Below are 15,407 nucleotides of genomic sequence, written 5' to 3' on the forward strand. Positions count from 1 at the left end.
ATGGTTCTAAAATCCATACACGCCATACTCTCTGCTACTTCCGGATATCGCTGAATACTTGGCGTCTATTCAACCGCCCGGATGTAGCGGAAGTACCAGACCTCGTGCCCCAGCCGCCGCGCCTTGCGCTCGTAGCGCGTCTCGGGCCAGTCGTCGGGACGGGTGAGGAAGTCCTCGGCGGTCTTCGCCTGCCATTCGAAGTCGCGGCGCTGGTTCATGATCATCATCGCCCAGCGGACATAGACCGGGTGATCGGTGCCGAGACGGAACTCGCAGCCCGGCTTCAGCTTGGCGGCGATGATGTCCATCGGGCCGTGATTGACCATCCGGCGCTTGGCGTGACGTGCCTTCCGCCAGGGATCGGGATGGAGGAGGTAGAGCCGGTCGAGGCTGGCATCGGGCAACCGCTCGAGCACCTCGAGCGCATCGCCCATGTGCAGGCGGACATTGGTCAGGTCCCCGTCGCGGATATGGCCGAGCGCGCCGACCACGCCGTTGAGAAAGGGCTCGCAGCCGATAAAGCCATGAGCGGGGCGTGCCGTCGCCTGGCCGGCGAGATGCTCGCCCGCGCCGAAGCCGATCTCGAATTCGAGCGGACGGTCGTCGCCGAAAAGAATTTGGGAATCGAGCGGGCCGGATTCGGGCACGCTCACTTGCGGCAGCGCCGCCTCGACGAGTTCGGACTGGCCCTGGCGGAGCTTGTGGCCAGCGCGGCGGCCATAGAGACGGCGGATGGAAACGGGATCGGACACGGGAGCGCTGTTAGCGTCCCCGGCGGAGAGGACAAGCTCTAGAGCGCCTGGGCGAGCGACGAAGGTGCGGTCGGACGGCTGGCGGCGCTGCGCTGGTGCGCGGCGAGGCGGCGGTGCTGCGGCACGGTGGTGCGCGGCTCGCGGCGGGCGATGTGCGGGCGCGGCAGCGGATGCGCCTGGGCCGGCGCGATCCAGTCGCCCTGCATGTGGCGGATGCCCATGGTGCACAGCAGGACCAGGTCCTCGCGGCGGACGATGCCGTTGGCGATCAGCGTCACGTCCATGTTGCGGGCGAGGCGCAGCACGCCCTCGACGATCACCCGGCGCGAGCGGCTGTCGGAGATGTTGCGGACCAGCCCGGCATCGAGCTTGACGAAGCGCGGGGTGAAGCGGCCGAGCAGGCGGACGGCAAGCGGGCCGACGGCGAAGCTGTCGAAGGCGATGGCGATGCCGCGGTCGACACAGGCCTGGGCCAGGGCGGCGGCGGGGGCGAGGTCGCCGCGCTCGTCGGCATTGATCTCGACGACGATGCGCTCGACGGGCACGCGGTGCTCGACGGCGGTGCGGAAGAGATGGGCGAGCAGCGCGTCGGGCGAACCGCCGGCCGCGCCGACGGGGATGGCAAGCAGCGCCTCGCCGTCGAGCAGCCCGGCGTCGAGCGCACCGGCGATCGCGGCGCTGATCCGCTCCATCTCGAGCTCGGCACGCGCCTCGGGAGCCAGCGCCGCGGCGATCTGTGCGAAGCTGCGTCCCTGCGCCGAGGCGATCGCCGCCCAGGCGAAGGGCAGGCCGGTCGCCGTGGCGATCATCGGCTGAAAGGCGATGGCGAGACCGGACTGGAGTGCGAGCGGGGCAGCTTCGATGGACATGGAACGCTTCCTTTCTGCGTCCCTTTAAAGATGGTTAACGACATCAACTCCATTCCGTGCGTCGCCGAAGGGGGATTCCCCCCATGGGGATTCTACCAAGCGGGCCGCTGGCGGATTCGGCTTGCCCCGCGGGAATCCGCGAGTCGCAGCAAGCGCGCGAGAGTCGGCTGCGAAACGATCGTTCGAAGATTATAGCCGGAATGGCGGCATCTACCGATGGACGGGCACGCGAATCGTGTGCCGCCGGCCCGAATCACATGCTGATCGTCAGTTCCTTGCTGCCCCGTCTGACGCTCGACATCGGCTTGAGCCGCTGGATCGCGTCAAAGGCTGTCTGGGGCGCCGGGAGCCTGTCGAAGTTCGGATAGATGAAGGTGCGGTCGAGCGTGCCGACGCTCAGCGTATATCCCACCTTCTTGCCCTCCAGGGGGAAGGCGGGCGCGATGCCGATGGTCACCCCCGCATCGCCGGCCGCGAGCAGATAGCCGTTGTCGGCATTGTCGGCACGGTAGACGCCATAGTCGCTGGTGGGCGTTCCCTCGCGGCACCAGACGGGCGGCGGCGACGCCTCTTCTACCGCCTGATCCTTATAGGCCTTGTCGCCCTCGCCCGCCTTGTCCTGGCCCATCCCGACCAGGGCTGCGCCCATCAGCGCCTGGCCCATATCGGGCTTCTTCGGCTTGGCCTTCGGGTCATAGGCGAGCACGCCGGCGCAGGCGGCGACGGGTACGGCCGCCGGCGACGCCGCGACCTTGTCGGGCCAGACGATCCCGCCGACGATCTCGCCCAGCCGGGCATCGAGCGCGGCCGGGTCGAGCTCGGTCGAGCTGGCGCGCACCGCCACCAGCCATTCGCCGAGCGGAATCATGGCAAGCCCGGTGCTCTTATAGGCGCCGCTCCCCGGCACATAGACGCGCTGCAGGCCGGAGGCGGCGTCGGCATGCGGCGGGGTGAAGGCGCGGGCGGGTCCGGCAGGCACGGGCGTTCCATAGGCGTCGCTCCGCAACAGGATCTGCGTCTCCGACCGGTCGAACCACATCGGCACGCTCATCACCGAGGGGCGGAAGATGTTGAGCGTCACGCTGGTCGCCCCGCCCTCGGCATATTGCACCATCACATCGAGCTCGCTTCCGCTCGAATCGACGATCGTGCCGCGCGGATAGCCGGCGATCCCGGGACGCAGGACCAGGCCGCTCCCGGCATGTTTCCAGCTCGCCGCTGCCGGCACGTCGATCCGGGCCGCGTCCTGCGCGGCGGCAGGCGAGACGGCGCTCGCGCACAAGGCGGCGGCAAGCAGGATGGTGAAGCGCATGACGATATCCCCCTGCCCCGAGGCTAGGGGATGGCGGTCAAATCGCAAGCCGGAGATTGCGCCGGATCAGGCCGCGCTGCGCGACATCGGCTGGGGCAGGATGCCGGCGGCAGGCGCGCCGACATAGCTGCCCTGGACCAGAGGCACGCCGAAGCTGCGCAGCCGCTCATAGGCCGCCTCGCTGTCGACACCAGCGGCGACGATGCGCAGGCTGAGGCTCTGCATGCGGCGCACCAGATCCTCGATCGCGATGCGGCGCGACCAGCTGGAGGCGACGCCGGTGATCAGCTCGGGCTCGATCGTCACGATGTGCGGGGCGAACTTGCCGCAGGCCGCCAGGCCCGATTCGTTCGGCCCGATGCCGTGGAAGGCGACCGCCGGGCCCAGCTTGTTGAACACATGCATGATGTCGGCGAGCTGCGAGCTGGTGATCGCCTGGTAATGGTGCAGCATGAACACCAGCCGCTCGGGCACGATGTTGTACTGGCGCGCGGTGATCAGCGCCGGCTGGATATGCTCGGCAGGATCGACGATCGCCGGCGCGCTCAGCGGAATGGCGAGGCGGCCGCCCGAATTGGCGAAGCCCGCGGTCGCCGCCCAGCGGATCGCGGCGACGGCACAGCGGCGATCGACGTCGCAGCGCTGCTCGGCCGAAAGCTGGTCGAAATCCTGCGCGGCGGGCGCACCGTTGCGCTGCACCTGCGCCTCATAGGCATGGATGCGGCTGCCGGCGATCTCCGCGATGGGCTGGAAGGCGATCGCAAGTCCCGCGCTCGCGCCAGCCGACGCCGTTGCCTCCGGACCCATCATCGAATTCTCCGACTCCACCGACTCGCTCCTTTCCCGTCCTTCCTGATGCAGAATTACGGTTGCCCAGTGCTTTATAGGACGGCCCGTACGACTACGGAGGATTCAGGCGAATCCGACGGTCGGAAACGAGAAAGCCCCGCGCCGGAGGGTCCGGCGCGGGGCTCTCGATTGATTGCCTTCGAAGCGAAGGATCAGGCCAGGGCGGCCTTCAGATCCTCGACCAGGTCGGTCTTCTCCCAGGGGAAGAAGTCGCCTTCCGGCTTGCGGCCGAAGTGACCATAAGCCGCCGTCTTCGAATAGATCGGCCTGTTGAGCTGCAGGTGGGTGCGGATGCCGCGCGGGGTGAGGCCGCCCAGCTTCTCGATGCCCGCGATCGCCGCTTCGATCTTGTCGTCGCCGACGGTGCCGGTGCCGTGGGTATCGACATAGAGCGACAGCGGCTTGGACACGCCGATCGCGTAGGCCAGCTGGATCGTCACGCGCTTGGCGAGGCCGGCGGCGACGATGTTCTTGGCGAGATAGCGGGTGATGTATGCCGCCGAACGGTCGACCTTGGTCGGGTCCTTGCCCGAGAAGGCGCCGCCGCCGTGCGGAGCCGCGCCGCCATAGGTGTCGACGATGATCTTGCGGCCGGTGACGCCCGCGTCGCCGTCCGGACCACCGATCTCGAACGAGCCGGTCGGGTTGATGTGGTACTCGGTGGCGTCCGAAAGCAGGGCGGCCGGGATCACGTCCGCGACGACCTTCTTCACATAGGCCTTGAGCTCGGCTTCCTTGTCGCCTTCGTCATAGCCCTTGCCGTGCTGGGTCGAGACGACGATCGCGGTCGCGGCGACCGGCACGCCATTGTCGAAGCGCAGCGTGACCTGGCTCTTGGCATCCGGCTCGAGGAACGGCGCCGCGCCCGAATGACGGTCGGCCGCCATGCGCGCGAGGATCTTGTGGCTGTAGTCGAGCGTCGCCGGCATCAGGTCCGGGGTCTCGTCGGTCGCGAAACCGAACATGATGCCCTGGTCGCCCGCGCCTTCGTCCTTGTTGCCCGAAGCGTCCACGCCCTGGGCGATGTGCGCCGACTGCGGATGCAGGTTGTTCTCGAAGCGGAGCGTCTCCCAGTGGAACCCATCCTGCTCGTAGCCGATGCGCTTGACGGTATCGCGGACGGTCTTCTCGACCTCTTCCTGCACGCCCGGGGCCCAGTTGCCCTCGGTGTCCATGATGCCCTTGCCGCGGATCTCGCCGGCAAGGACGACCAGCTGGGTGGTGGTCAGCGTCTCGCAGGCGATGCGGGCCTCGGGGTCCTTCGACAGGAACAGATCGACGATGGCGTCGGAAATCTGGTCGGCGACCTTGTCGGGATGGCCTTCGGAAACCGATTCGGACGTGAAGAGATAATTGGAACGCATGGAAATTCCTCTTGTGGGGAGGAAAGCCGGGCCGTTGCCATGCCCATATAAAGCTTTCCTTATATCAAGCCCCTAGCGGGCGAAGCGCCGGATGGCAATTGCCAAGACTACGGAAGCCAGCGCGGCGATCAGCGCGAGCCAGTTGCCGAGGCGCGAGAACAAGGTCGGCGGCAGCGGCGCGGGGAGCGGCGCCTCGACCGCACCCTCCTGCCCCGCCGGCACCGTGCCGACCAGCCGGCCATGCGCATCGATGATCGCCGAGACCCCGGTCGGCGTGGCGCGCAGGATCGGCAGCCCCTCCTCGATCGCCCGCAGCCGCGCCTGGGCCAGATGCTGCACCGGCCCCCAGCTGCCGAACCAGGCGTCGTTCGAAGGGTTGAACAGGAAGTCAGGGCGGTTGCGCTGGTCGATGATCTGGCCCGAGAAGATGATCTCGTAGCAGACCGCTACCCCGGCCTTGCCGAACCCGTCGACATCGAGCGTTCTCGGGCCCGGGCCCGGAATGAAGTCGACGTCGCCCATCACCAGCCGCGCCAGCCCGAGCGGGGCGAGCAAGGTGCGCATCGGCAGATATTCGCCATAGGGGACAAGGTGCGCCTTGTCGTAGCGCTGGCCGAGCATCCCCGCCGGATCGACCGTCCACACCGAATTGCCGGCGCCGGTCAGCCTGTCGCCGTCGAAGAACAGGGCGTTGCCCCCCACCATCGCCCGGTCCTTCGGGCCGAGCAGCCCGCCGATCCGGCCGCGCACCCAGCGCGGATCGGCATCGCGGTAGAAGCGCCGGGGATAGCCGTCCTCGACATAGTAATTGACCATGCCCTCGGGCCACACCACCAGCCGCGGCACGGCGCCGGGCTGGCCGCTCCATTCGGCGAGCTTGTTGAGCACGCGCGGCGCATAGTCGGGCTGGTCGACGCCCTCCTGGCCGATATTGGGTTGGACGATGCGGACATGGGGGCGCGTCATGTCCTCCACCGGCTGGCCCGGATTGAGCGCGAAGCCGCTGGCGAGCAGCAGCGCTGCCGTGGCGAGCGGCACGCGATACTGGTGCTGGGTGGCGAGGTAGAGCGCGCCCGCGACGAACAAGGTCAGGCCGGAGAGCGCATAGGTGCCGGCAATGGCCGCAAGCTGCGCGATCGGCGTCGGCACCCAGATCACCCCCATCGGGTTCCACGGATAGCCGGTGAACAGCGTGCCCCGCAGATATTCGGTGACGATCCAGGCACCGGCGGCGGCCAGGACGAAGCCGAGGTCGGGCTCGTTCCAGCGCGCCTTGACCAGCCGGGTGAAGCGCCAGGCGAGCCCCATCGCGACCGCCGGATAGACCGCCAGATACAGCGCGAGCAGCACCACCGCGAAATAGCCGAGCACCGGCGGCATCTTGTCCTGGAAGTCGAAGGCGTGCTGGATCCAGTTGTTGCCCAGGGTGAAATGCCCGACCCCGAACACCCAGCCGCGCAGCAGCGCGCTCTTCGTGCTCGGCGCATGCCAGGTCAGGTGGAGCAGCACCGCCAGGCAGATCAGCGTGACCGGCCACAGATCGAGCGGGGCGAATCCGGTGGCGGAGAGGAAGCCGGCGATCAGCGCGGTGAGCAGGGGGCGGGTCAGCATCGGACGCGTGCTTAACCGATCCTCCCCCGCTCCGGTAGCTGGAGCCGAAACGCTCCTCTTCGTCACCCCGGCCTCGTGCCGGGGTCCACCGGGAGGCAAGTCATGGACAAGAGGCTCTATCGCCAGTCCGAGAGGCTTGGTGGACCCCGGCACAAGGCCGGGGTGACGGATAAGGGGAATGGATCGGGTAGCGAATCCCCCCCGACCGCACTACATGGCGCGCCATGACCGAGATCACCGTCGCCGCCCTGCAGCTCGCCTTTTCCGACAATATCGACGCGAACATCGCGAATGTGTCTCGGCTCGTCCGCGAAGCGGCGTCGCGCGGTGCCCAGGTGGTGCTGCCGCCCGAGCTGTTCGAAGGCGAGTATTTCTGCCGGGTCGAGGACGAGGGCCTGTTCGCCAACGCCGCGCCGACCGCCGAGCACAAGTCGGTGCGCGCGATGCAGGAACTCGCCCGCGAGCTGAAGATCCATATCCCGACCAGCTTCTTCGAGATGGACGGTCACCACTATTACAACAGCCTCGCGATGATCGATCCGGACGGCAAGATCGCCGGCGTCTATCGCAAGAGCCACATCCCCGACGGCCCCGGTTACGAGGAGAAGTTCTACTTCCGCCCCGGCAACACCGGGTTCAAGGTGTGGGACGGCCCCGAAAAGGCGACGCTCGGCGTCGGCGTGTGCTGGGACCAATGGTACCCGGAGACCGCCCGCGCGATGATGCTGATGGGCGCCGACATCCTGTTCTACCCCACCGCGATCGGCAGCGAGCCGCATGACGACAGCCTCGACACCGCACGCCTGTGGCGCCGGGCGATGGTCGGCCATGCCGTGTCGAACGTCGTGCCGATCGTCGCCGCCAACCGTATCGGCACCGAGCATGGCCAGACCTTCTACGGCACCAGCTTCATCACCGACGAGCGCGGCGACATCCGCGCCGAGCTCGACCGCGAGGAAGAAGGCGTGATCACCGCGAAGCTCGACCTGACGCTCGCCAAGCGCCACCGCGCCGCCTTCGGCTTCTTCCGCGACCGCCGCCCGGAGCTCTACGGCCGGCTGGTGCAGGATATCTGAGGCAGGCGGCCGCCCCACGGCGCTGTAGGAAATATAGGAAACCCGCCGCGCAAGGATCTTGCGAGATCCACCCCGCCCTCAGGAACTGCGTCAGCTTTGCCGCCGCGAAAACCCGCTTCCGGCGTGTACTTCGTGGACTTTGAAGAGTTGGCGGCGCTGCCCCTGTTGGAGCCACGCACCTACCCTTTCGTGTTGCTTGCGCGGCTTCCCGGCCCGAGTCATCCTCGCCGCCTGATCAGGAGCCGCGCCAATGGACGATCCCGAAGTCCCGGAAGACAGCAAGCTCACCCGCTCGAAGCAGCAATGGGCCGAACAGGGCAAGTTCCTGACCGGCCATATCGCCCGCCCCGAGGAGGAGCGCCTGCCGCCGGGCCAGCACCTCACCGTCAAATGGCCGGTGCTCGATCTCGGCCGCCAGCCCGACATCCCCCGCGAGCGCTGGAAGCTGGAAGTGACGGGCATGGTCGCGCGGCCGGTGACGCTCGACTGGGCGGGGCTGATGGCGCTGCCCCAGACGCGGCTCAGGAGCGACATCCACTGCGTCACCAGCTGGTCGCGCTACGACAATGACTGGCAGGGCGTGCTGACCCGTGACTTGCTCGCCCATGTCGAGCCGCGCGACGAGGCGGCTGCGGTGATGCTCCACGGATATGACGGCTACACGACGAACGTGCTGCTCGCCGACTTCGCCGTGCCGAACGCGCTGATCGCCCATGGCTGGGCCGGCCAGCCGCTGGCGCGCGACCATGGCGGCCCCGCGCGGCTGGTGATCCCGCACCTCTATTTCTGGAAGAGCGCCAAGTGGATCCGCAAGATCGAGCTGATCAGCGCGGACAAGCCCGGCTTCTGGGAGGTCAACGGCTATCACATGCGCGGCGATCCCTGGGCCGAGCAGCGCTACAGCCGGGATTCCTAGTCCGGCCCCGCCCGGATCTTCGTGGCGAAGGCCCGCGCATCCGGCTATGCGCAAGCCCATGCACATCACCGGAAGCTGCCATTGCGGGGCGGTCCGCTACGAAGCCGAGGCCGATCCCGCCCGCGTCGCGCTCTGCCATTGCACCGATTGCCAGATATTGAGCGGCTCGGCCTGGCGCGCCTCGGTTCGGGTCGACGCGGCGGACTTCCGCGTCACCGGCGCGCCCAAGGTCTATGTGAAGACCGCCGCCAGCGGCACCCGGCGCGGCCAGGCCTTCTGCGGCGAATGCGGCTCGGGCCTCTATGCCTTCACCCCGGCCGACCCGCGCGTCTATGCGATCCGCCTCGGCTCGGTCGACCAGCGCGCCGAGCTACCGCCGCGCAGCCAGATCTGGTGCGATTCGGCGATCCCCTGGGCGCTCGACGTCAGGGCGCTTCCGGCCTCGCCAGGGCAATAGCCCGCGCCACCACCGCCTCGAGCATCTCGGGGGTCAGCCGGCCGGTATTCTGGTTGTAGCGCGAGCAGTGATAGCTATCGACCAGCCACTGGCCGCGGTGCATGCGATGCTCGGCGCCGTGGGCGAAGCGATGCTTGGGCAGCTTGCCGCCCATCGCCTTCACGGCCGACTGGTGCGCGACCTGGCCTAGCGCCAGCACCACCGGCGCCTTGAGTTCGGCCGCCAGGAACGGCCGGCAGGCATGGATCTCGGCCGGCTCGGGCTTGTTCTCGGGCGGCAGGCAGCGCACCGCGTTGAGGATCACCACGCCCCTGGGTTCACCGGCCTCGGCCAGCCCGAACTTCTCCAGCGTCGCGAAAAGCAGTTCACCCGAGGCATCGCCGGTAAAGGCCCGGCCGGTGCGGTTGGCGCCGTGCTTGCCCGGTGCCAGGCCGACGATCGCGATCGGCGCGCCGAGGTCGCCCAATGCGGGCACCGGCGCGTTCCACCAGTCGGGATGGGCGACGCGCAGCTCGGTGCGCAGCGACACGAGGCGGGGGCAGAGCGGACAATCATGGCTTGGCGCGGACATGGCCGCGCGATAGGCGCTGGGACGTGCCGAGGACAAGCTATGCCATCGCGATCGGATCGAACCGCCGGGGCCGCCACGGCTCCCCCGCGCAGGAGGTGATCGCGGCGATCCGGGCGCTTGGCGGCGTGACCGCGACATCGCCGATCCTCCACACCCCGCCGCTCGGCCCCTCGAAACGCCGCTTCGCCAACGCGGTCGCGCTGATCGAAAGCGACGAGGCGCCCCCTGCCCTGCTCCGCCGGCTGAAGGGCATCGAGCGCGCCTTCGGACGGCGGCGCGGGCAGAACTGGGCGGCGCGGGTGATCGACCTCGACATCGTCCTGTGGTCGGGCGGCAGCTGGGGCGAGCCGCGGCTGACCGTGCCCCACCGCCTGTTCCGCCAGCGCGACTTCGTCCTCGCCCCGCTGGTCCAGGTGGCGCCGGACTGGCGCGATCCGCTGACCGGGCTTAGCATGCGCCAGCTCCATGCGCGGCTGAGGAGGAAGCGATGATCCTGGCACTGCTGGCACTTGCCCTGGCCGATCCCGACCCGAGCCTGGTCGCCTTTGCCGATGCGTTCGACCAGGCACAGCTGCGCCAGGACCGCGCGGCGATGGAGGCGATGATCGCCGACGATCTGGTCTTTATCGACGGATCGGGGAAGCGGCAGGGGAAACAGGCGTTCATCGACGGCTGGACGGCGCCAGGCGACCGCTACGACCCGATCGTGCTGGTCGACCGCGTGATCGTCCCGCTCGGCCCCGATGCGGCCGTCGCCAATGCCGAGACGACGCTCAGCGGCACTTCGGGCGGGCAGCGTTTCTCGAGCCGGATCCGCTTCGCTGATACCTTTCGCAGGACGAACGGCCGCTGGCAGGTCGCCCATGTCCAGGTGACGCGGATCGAAGCCCGCCGTTGACCCGCCCGGCCCAGCCGCCTAGGGGCAGGGCCGGTGTGGGTCCGTAGCTCAGTCGGTAGAGCAAGCGACTTTTAATCGAGAGGTCATGGGTTCGAATCCCATCGGACCCACCACCTCCAGGCGCCGATACGCTTGGCCTCACTCGAACAGCGCTCGCGCTGCAGCGAACAGGCCTATGATCTCCTCGGCGACGAGGCGGATCGCCGGGCTGTGGCGGTCGCGACGCCGGGTCAGCAGATAGACGTCGCGCGGTGCCGGTGCCGGGCCGATCGCGCAGGGCCGCAGGCTTGGCTCGGCCCGTCCGATATAATGCGGCAGCAGCGCGATCCCGACACCCGAGCGCGCGGCGATCGCCTGGGCGTGCTGGTTGCTGGCGCGGAAGGCGAGCCGGGCGCGGGGGAAATGGCGGCTGAGCCACAGGGCTTCGGGAAGATGCGCATCCGCCTCGTCGAACCCGACGAACACCGGCGCCTTATCGTCCCAACGCCCGTACGCCCCTTCGGTGCCGTAATAGCCATAGCCGATGCTCCCCAGCGGCCGGGCGATGACGTCGCCATCCTCCGGCCGCCCCACGCGGATCGCGATGTCGGCCTCGTGCCGCTCGAGGCTTACCGAGCGCAGGCTGGTGGCGAGATCGATGTCGAGCGCCGTGTGGCGGGACGCGATCTCGGCCAGCCCCGCGGTCAGGAAGGCAGCCGCCAGCGCTGGCGGCGCATTGACCCGCACCAGGCCGGCCGGCGCACCGTCGCCCGCGCCGCGGGTGAGCGCATCGGCGGCGCGCTCCATTTCGCTCGCCGCTTCCAGCGCATAGCCGCCGGCAGCGGTGAGCACATAACCCTCGGGCCGCCGTTCGAGCAGCTTGTCGCCCAGATCGGCCTCCAGCGCATGCAGCCGCCGGGCGATGGTGGCGTGGTTCACCGACAGTGCCCGCGCGGCGGCCGAAAGGCTCCCATGGCGCGCGACGGCAAGGAACACCCGCATGTCCTGCCAGTCGGGCTCTGTGCGTTTTCTATCAGCCACCGTGCGAAGATAGCCAATTTTGCGTGAGGTGCCAGCCTCCTAGCTCTGGGCGACGGCGCTCCCCTGGCGTCGCAGCAACAGGCAGGAAGAAACATCATGTCGGACATTCAGAAGGTCGCCATCGTGACCGGCGCCTCGCAGGGCCTCGGCCTGGGCATCGTCAACGCTTTCCGTGCGCGCGGCTACCGCGTCGTCGCCAATTCCCGCTCGATCGCGCCGTCGGACGATCCCGGCCTGATCGCCATCCCTGGCGACATCGGCGATCCCGCGACCGCCAAGCGGCTGGTGGAGGAAGCCGTCGGCAGGTTCGGCCGCCTCGATACGCTGGTCAACAATGCCGGCATCTTCATCGCCAGCCCGTTCACCGATTATAACGAGGACCAGTATCGCCAGAAGCTGCGCACCAACCTCGACGGCTTCTTCTTCACGACCCAGGAAGCGATCCGGGTGATGGAGAGGCAGGGCAGCGGCCATATCGTCCAGATCACCACCACCCTGGTCGACAATGCGGATTCGCGCATCCCCTCGGTGCTCGCCTCGCTCACCAAGGGCGGGCTCGATGCGGCGACGCGCAGCCTGGCGATCGAATATGCGGCGCGCGGCATCCGGGTGAACGCGGTGGCGCCGGGCGTCATCAAGACCCCGATGAATCCGCCCGAGATGCACGAGACGCTGGCCGCGCTCCACCCGATGGGCCGCATGGGCGAGATCGAGGATATCGCCCAGGCCGTGCTCTATCTCGACGATGCCAAGTTCGTGACGGGTGAGATCCTCCACGTCGATGGCGGCCAGATCGCCGGTCACTGACCCAGAACGGAGGAGCATGATCATGCCTATCGTCACGATCCAGGTCACCCGTCAGGGAACAATGCCCGGTGCCGACCGCACCACCGACGCGCAGAAGGCCGTGCTCTACAAGGGCGTGAGCGAGCTGCTGCACCAGGTCATGGGCAAGCATCCTGACGACACCTTCGTCGTCTTCCAGGAAGTCGAACTCGAGGACTGGGGCCGCGGCGGCGTGCCGGTGCGCGAATGGTTCGCGCGGACCAGGCCGGCGGGAGCCGGCTAGGCGCCTAGGCCGGCAGCGGGGCGCGTTGCGCTTGTCGTCAACGCGCCTCCGTCGCCCGGACCAAGGCATGCGCGGCTGGAACCCCGGCCGCAGCCTGGCCTAGCGCTTCCAGCCCGCGGACCGCGCGCGGGCCTCCGCCGCGCCATCGAGCGGTTCGCCGGCCATCATCTCCTGCGCAGCGGCCATCAGCGCAGGGTCAGCGGAACCGGCCTGGGCATATTCGGTTCTGGTGCCCGTGGAACCGGGCCGCGTCTGGCGGAGTGCCCAGCCCTGCGCGCCGTGGCAGGCGATGCCGTCTGCGACGGGCGAGGTGAACACCCGGCAATAGCCGCCCTTCGCGTCGCGGAAGCTGACCGGCATCCGCACCGTGCCAGCATCGGCGGCGAGCTGCGTGTCGAGTGCGCCGGCAAGCTTTCCGGCCGCATAGAGCTGCCCGCCCTGCGTGCGCACATAGCCCGGATCCTGCAGGCCATGACCGATCGCAAGGCCAAGCACCAGCGATGCTGCGACCGCCCCACCCCAGCGCGCCCAGCCCGGCACCGTCCGCCGTGCCTTGGACTGCGGCAGCGCGATCACGTTCGACTGGAGCATCGCGGCGAGCCGGCCCGGGATCGGCTCTTCCGCAACGGGCGCGAAGCGGGCGCCCAGCGCCGCGCGCAGCGCGCGGTGGCGCGCGACTTCCTCCGCCAGCGCCGGATCCGCGGCGATTGCTCGCTCGACGCGCTTCGCTTCGATCGGGCCGAGTTCGCCATCGGCATAGGCCATCAGCGTTTCGGGATCGATGCTCATGCCGCTTCCCCCAGCCGCGCCATCAATGCCTGGCGTCCGCGCACCAGCCGCGAGGTGAGCGTGCCCATCGGGATGTCGAGTATCTCGGCCGCCTCCTTGTACGCCAGCCCCTCGACCAGCACGAGCGCGACCGCTTCGCGCTGCTCGTCGGGCAGCGCATGCATCGCGGCGTCGATATCGTGTTGCACCAGCCGCGCCTCGGCATCACCCTCGGCGCCGATGGCCAGGCCGGCCTCTTCCTCGACGAAGGTCTGTGCGGCGCGCGCCCGGCTGCGGGCGGTATCGATCCAGCTGTTTCGCATGATCCGGTACATCCAACTGTCCATCCTGGTGCCGGCCTGCCACGACGAGCGCGCGCGCAGCGCCTTTTCCAGCGCCACCTGGCACAGATCGTCGGCATCCGCCGCATTGCGGGCGAGCGCCCGCGCGAACCGCCGCAATCGCGGCAGCAGCGCCAGCAGGTCGTCCTCGAATGCCGCCAAGCCCAAATTCCTTTTCCGGGGATGAAACGGATGGCGTGCGCCGTTTAATCCACATGATCGCGAAAATGTGCAAGGAAGGCGCGATGATGCGCAGCATGTGGCTCCTCGGCCTGGCCGCCCTGATCGCGGCGGCACCGGCGCACGCGCAGCTATTGCCCCAGCTGCCTTCGCTACCGGCCACCGGCAGCGGCGTGCTGGGCCGCGTCGGACAGGATGTCGAGACGCTCACCGGCGACATCGCCCGGCAGCTCGAGGACACAAGGCGCGCGGCGGCGGCGACGCTGGTCCGCGAGCACCCCGACCGGATCGCGCTCGATCCCCAGGGCTTCCCCGCCCGCGCCGGCGAAGTGGTGGTCGAGGACCCGACTGACGCGCTGCTCACCGCGGCAACCGCCAAGGGCTATCGCCTGATCGAGCGGCAGGAGGTGCTCGGTGTGGGCTTCGCCCGGCTCGCGGCACCGCGCGGACGCTCGCTGAAACAGGCGATCCGCGAAATCCGCAAGCTCGGCGCGGGGGAAGTGACTGCCGACCAGCTCCATACCCAGAGCGGCAGCGTTCCGGGCAGCGCGGCCCCGGTGGCGCCGGGCAGCAGGACGATCGTCGGCGTGATCGACGGCGGAGTCTCGGGCGCGGCCTTGTCGGCGGGTTTCGCCACGGGGGCTCCTCGCGCCAATGATCATGGCACTGCGGTCGCCTCGCTGATCGCCGGCGCGGGCAGTGTACGCGGCGGACTGCCCGGCGCGCGGATTGCCTCGGCCGATGTCTATGGCAGCGATCCCGCGGGCGGCAACGCCACTGCCATCGCCCGGGCGATCGGCTGGATGGTGCAGAACCGGGTGAGCGTGGTGACGATCAGCCTGACCGGACCGGCCAACCCGCTGCTCGCGCGGGTGATCGCCGCGGCGCAGGCGCGCGGCGTCGCAATCGTCGCGGCGGTCGGCAACAATGGCCCGGCCGCGCCACCCGCCTATCCCGCTTCCTATCCCGGCGTGATCGCGGTCACCGGCGTGGACGGGCGCGGGCGGGCACTGATCGAGGCGGGACGCGCCACCCATCTCGACTATGCCGCGCCGGGTGCGGACATGCTGGCCATGGCCGGCAACGGCCGCCCGATGCGGGTGCGCGGCACCTCCTTCGCCACGCCCTTCGTCGCCGCGGTGATCGCGCGCTTCTATCCCGCACCCGACCCCGCCGGCCTCGGCGCTGCGATCGCCAGGGTCGACCGCGAGGCGCGCGATGCCGGGTCGCGCGGTGCCGACCGCAGCTATGGCCGCGGCATAGTCTGCGAGGCCTGCCGGACCCCGGCACGATAATTTTTCGACCGCCGGGATTAAACCCGATCCGGCCACCGTTCTCCCGATGTCAGTGGATT

Annotated in this window: 18 protein-coding genes and 1 tRNA gene; 9 read left to right on the forward strand and 10 right to left on the reverse strand. The window is 69.0% G+C overall.

Annotation, left to right across the window (positions count from 1 at the left end; translation table 11 throughout):
- Positions 1 to 65: 65 nt before the first annotated feature.
- The 6 genes from trmB to lnt all read right to left on the reverse strand — a co-directional run bounded on the left by trmB (position 66) and on the right by lnt (position 6,757).
- Positions 66 to 752 (reverse strand): tRNA (guanine(46)-N(7))-methyltransferase TrmB, encoded by a 687-nt coding sequence (gene trmB, locus ACEN8G_RS16945; protein ID WP_413417077.1) that lies wholly within the window; start codon positions 750 to 752, stop codon positions 66 to 68.
- A 38-nt stretch (positions 753 to 790) separates the two neighbouring features.
- A complete protein-coding gene (locus ACEN8G_RS16950; protein ID WP_413417075.1) occupies positions 791 to 1,621 on the reverse strand; it encodes an EAL domain-containing protein in 831 nt (276 codons plus the stop codon).
- Positions 1,622 to 1,874: 253 nt separating this feature from the next.
- On the reverse strand, positions 1,875 to 2,933 hold the full coding sequence (locus ACEN8G_RS16955) for a hypothetical protein (RefSeq protein WP_413417073.1): 1,059 nt from the start codon (positions 2,931 to 2,933) through the stop codon (positions 1,875 to 1,877).
- 66 nt (positions 2,934 to 2,999) lie between these two features.
- Positions 3,000 to 3,761 carry an EAL domain-containing protein gene (locus ACEN8G_RS16960; RefSeq protein WP_413417071.1) on the reverse strand — a complete coding sequence of 254 codons (762 nt, stop codon included), beginning with the start codon at positions 3,759 to 3,761 and terminating at the stop codon, positions 3,000 to 3,002.
- Positions 3,762 to 3,934: 173 nt separating this feature from the next.
- Positions 3,935 to 5,146, reverse strand: a complete 1,212-nt coding sequence (gene metK, locus ACEN8G_RS16965; protein WP_413417069.1) for a methionine adenosyltransferase — start codon at positions 5,144 to 5,146, stop codon at positions 3,935 to 3,937.
- A gap of 72 nt (positions 5,147 to 5,218) precedes the next feature.
- A complete protein-coding gene (gene lnt / locus ACEN8G_RS16970; protein ID WP_413417067.1) occupies positions 5,219 to 6,757 on the reverse strand; it encodes an apolipoprotein N-acyltransferase in 1,539 nt (512 codons plus the stop codon).
- Between the two features lie 224 nt (positions 6,758 to 6,981).
- On the opposite strand from lnt, the gene aguB reads away from it, so the two are divergent.
- From aguB to ACEN8G_RS16985, 3 genes are all read left to right on the forward strand, one after another.
- Positions 6,982 to 7,833 carry an N-carbamoylputrescine amidase gene (gene aguB, locus ACEN8G_RS16975; RefSeq protein WP_413414546.1) on the forward strand — a complete coding sequence of 284 codons (852 nt, stop codon included), beginning with the start codon at positions 6,982 to 6,984 and terminating at the stop codon, positions 7,831 to 7,833.
- 250 nt (positions 7,834 to 8,083) lie between these two features.
- Complete coding sequence (locus ACEN8G_RS16980) at positions 8,084 to 8,749, forward strand: sulfite oxidase-like oxidoreductase (RefSeq protein ID WP_413414547.1); 666 nt, start codon at positions 8,084 to 8,086, stop codon at positions 8,747 to 8,749.
- 58 nt (positions 8,750 to 8,807) lie between these two features.
- On the forward strand, positions 8,808 to 9,206 hold the full coding sequence (locus ACEN8G_RS16985) for a GFA family protein (protein ID WP_413414548.1): 399 nt from the start codon (positions 8,808 to 8,810) through the stop codon (positions 9,204 to 9,206).
- On the opposite strand, the gene ACEN8G_RS16990 is transcribed toward ACEN8G_RS16985, so the two are convergent.
- The gene (locus tag ACEN8G_RS16990; protein WP_413414549.1) at positions 9,175 to 9,777 is read right to left on the reverse strand and encodes a uracil-DNA glycosylase; all 603 of its coding nucleotides are present in this window, start codon (positions 9,775 to 9,777) and stop codon (positions 9,175 to 9,177) included. The two genes, ACEN8G_RS16985 and ACEN8G_RS16990, sit on opposite strands and share 32 nt — an antisense overlap.
- 23 nt (positions 9,778 to 9,800) lie before the next feature.
- On the opposite strand from ACEN8G_RS16990, the gene folK reads away from it, so the two are divergent.
- The 3 genes from folK to ACEN8G_RS17005 all read left to right on the forward strand — a co-directional run bounded on the left by folK (position 9,801) and on the right by ACEN8G_RS17005 (position 10,788).
- Entirely contained in the window at positions 9,801 to 10,268 is a 468-nt protein-coding gene (gene folK, locus ACEN8G_RS16995; protein ID WP_413414550.1) for a 2-amino-4-hydroxy-6-hydroxymethyldihydropteridine diphosphokinase, read from the forward strand.
- Complete coding sequence (locus ACEN8G_RS17000; RefSeq protein ID WP_413414551.1) at positions 10,265 to 10,675, forward strand: nuclear transport factor 2 family protein; 411 nt, start codon at positions 10,265 to 10,267, stop codon at positions 10,673 to 10,675. Before folK ends, ACEN8G_RS17000 begins: the two co-directional genes overlap by 4 nt.
- 37 nt (positions 10,676 to 10,712) lie before the next feature.
- Positions 10,713 to 10,788: transfer RNA gene (locus ACEN8G_RS17005), tRNA-Lys, on the forward strand.
- A gap of 25 nt (positions 10,789 to 10,813) precedes the next feature.
- Here the strand turns inward: ACEN8G_RS17005 and ACEN8G_RS17010 are convergent.
- Positions 10,814 to 11,695: a LysR family transcriptional regulator gene (locus ACEN8G_RS17010; protein ID WP_413414552.1), complete on the reverse strand. Its 882-nt coding sequence runs from the start codon at positions 11,693 to 11,695 to the stop codon at positions 10,814 to 10,816.
- 96 nt (positions 11,696 to 11,791) lie between these two features.
- Between ACEN8G_RS17010 and ACEN8G_RS17015 the strand changes: the two genes are divergently transcribed.
- Entirely contained in the window at positions 11,792 to 12,502 is a 711-nt protein-coding gene (locus ACEN8G_RS17015; protein WP_413414553.1) for an SDR family NAD(P)-dependent oxidoreductase, read from the forward strand.
- Between the two features lie 22 nt (positions 12,503 to 12,524).
- The gene (locus ACEN8G_RS17020; RefSeq protein ID WP_413414554.1) at positions 12,525 to 12,764 is read left to right on the forward strand and encodes a tautomerase family protein; all 240 of its coding nucleotides are present in this window, start codon (positions 12,525 to 12,527) and stop codon (positions 12,762 to 12,764) included.
- A gap of 99 nt (positions 12,765 to 12,863) precedes the next feature.
- Here ACEN8G_RS17020 and ACEN8G_RS17025 read toward each other — a convergent pair whose 3' ends face one another.
- Complete coding sequence (locus tag ACEN8G_RS17025) at positions 12,864 to 13,553, reverse strand: anti-sigma factor family protein (protein ID WP_413414555.1); 690 nt, start codon at positions 13,551 to 13,553, stop codon at positions 12,864 to 12,866.
- Entirely contained in the window at positions 13,550 to 14,035 is a 486-nt protein-coding gene (locus tag ACEN8G_RS17030; protein ID WP_413414556.1) for an RNA polymerase sigma factor, read from the reverse strand. The genes ACEN8G_RS17025 and ACEN8G_RS17030 overlap by 4 nt, the downstream gene beginning before the upstream one ends.
- Positions 14,036 to 14,118: 83 nt before the next feature.
- Between ACEN8G_RS17030 and ACEN8G_RS17035 the strand changes: the two genes are divergently transcribed.
- Positions 14,119 to 15,348, forward strand: a complete 1,230-nt coding sequence (locus tag ACEN8G_RS17035) for a S8 family serine peptidase (RefSeq protein WP_413414557.1) — start codon at positions 14,119 to 14,121, stop codon at positions 15,346 to 15,348.
- Positions 15,349 to 15,407: the final 59 nt, after the last annotated feature.

This window comes from Sphingomonas sp. Sphisp66, from assembly GCF_047324325.1.
Classification (GTDB): Bacteria; Pseudomonadota; Alphaproteobacteria; order Sphingomonadales; family Sphingomonadaceae; genus Sphingomonas.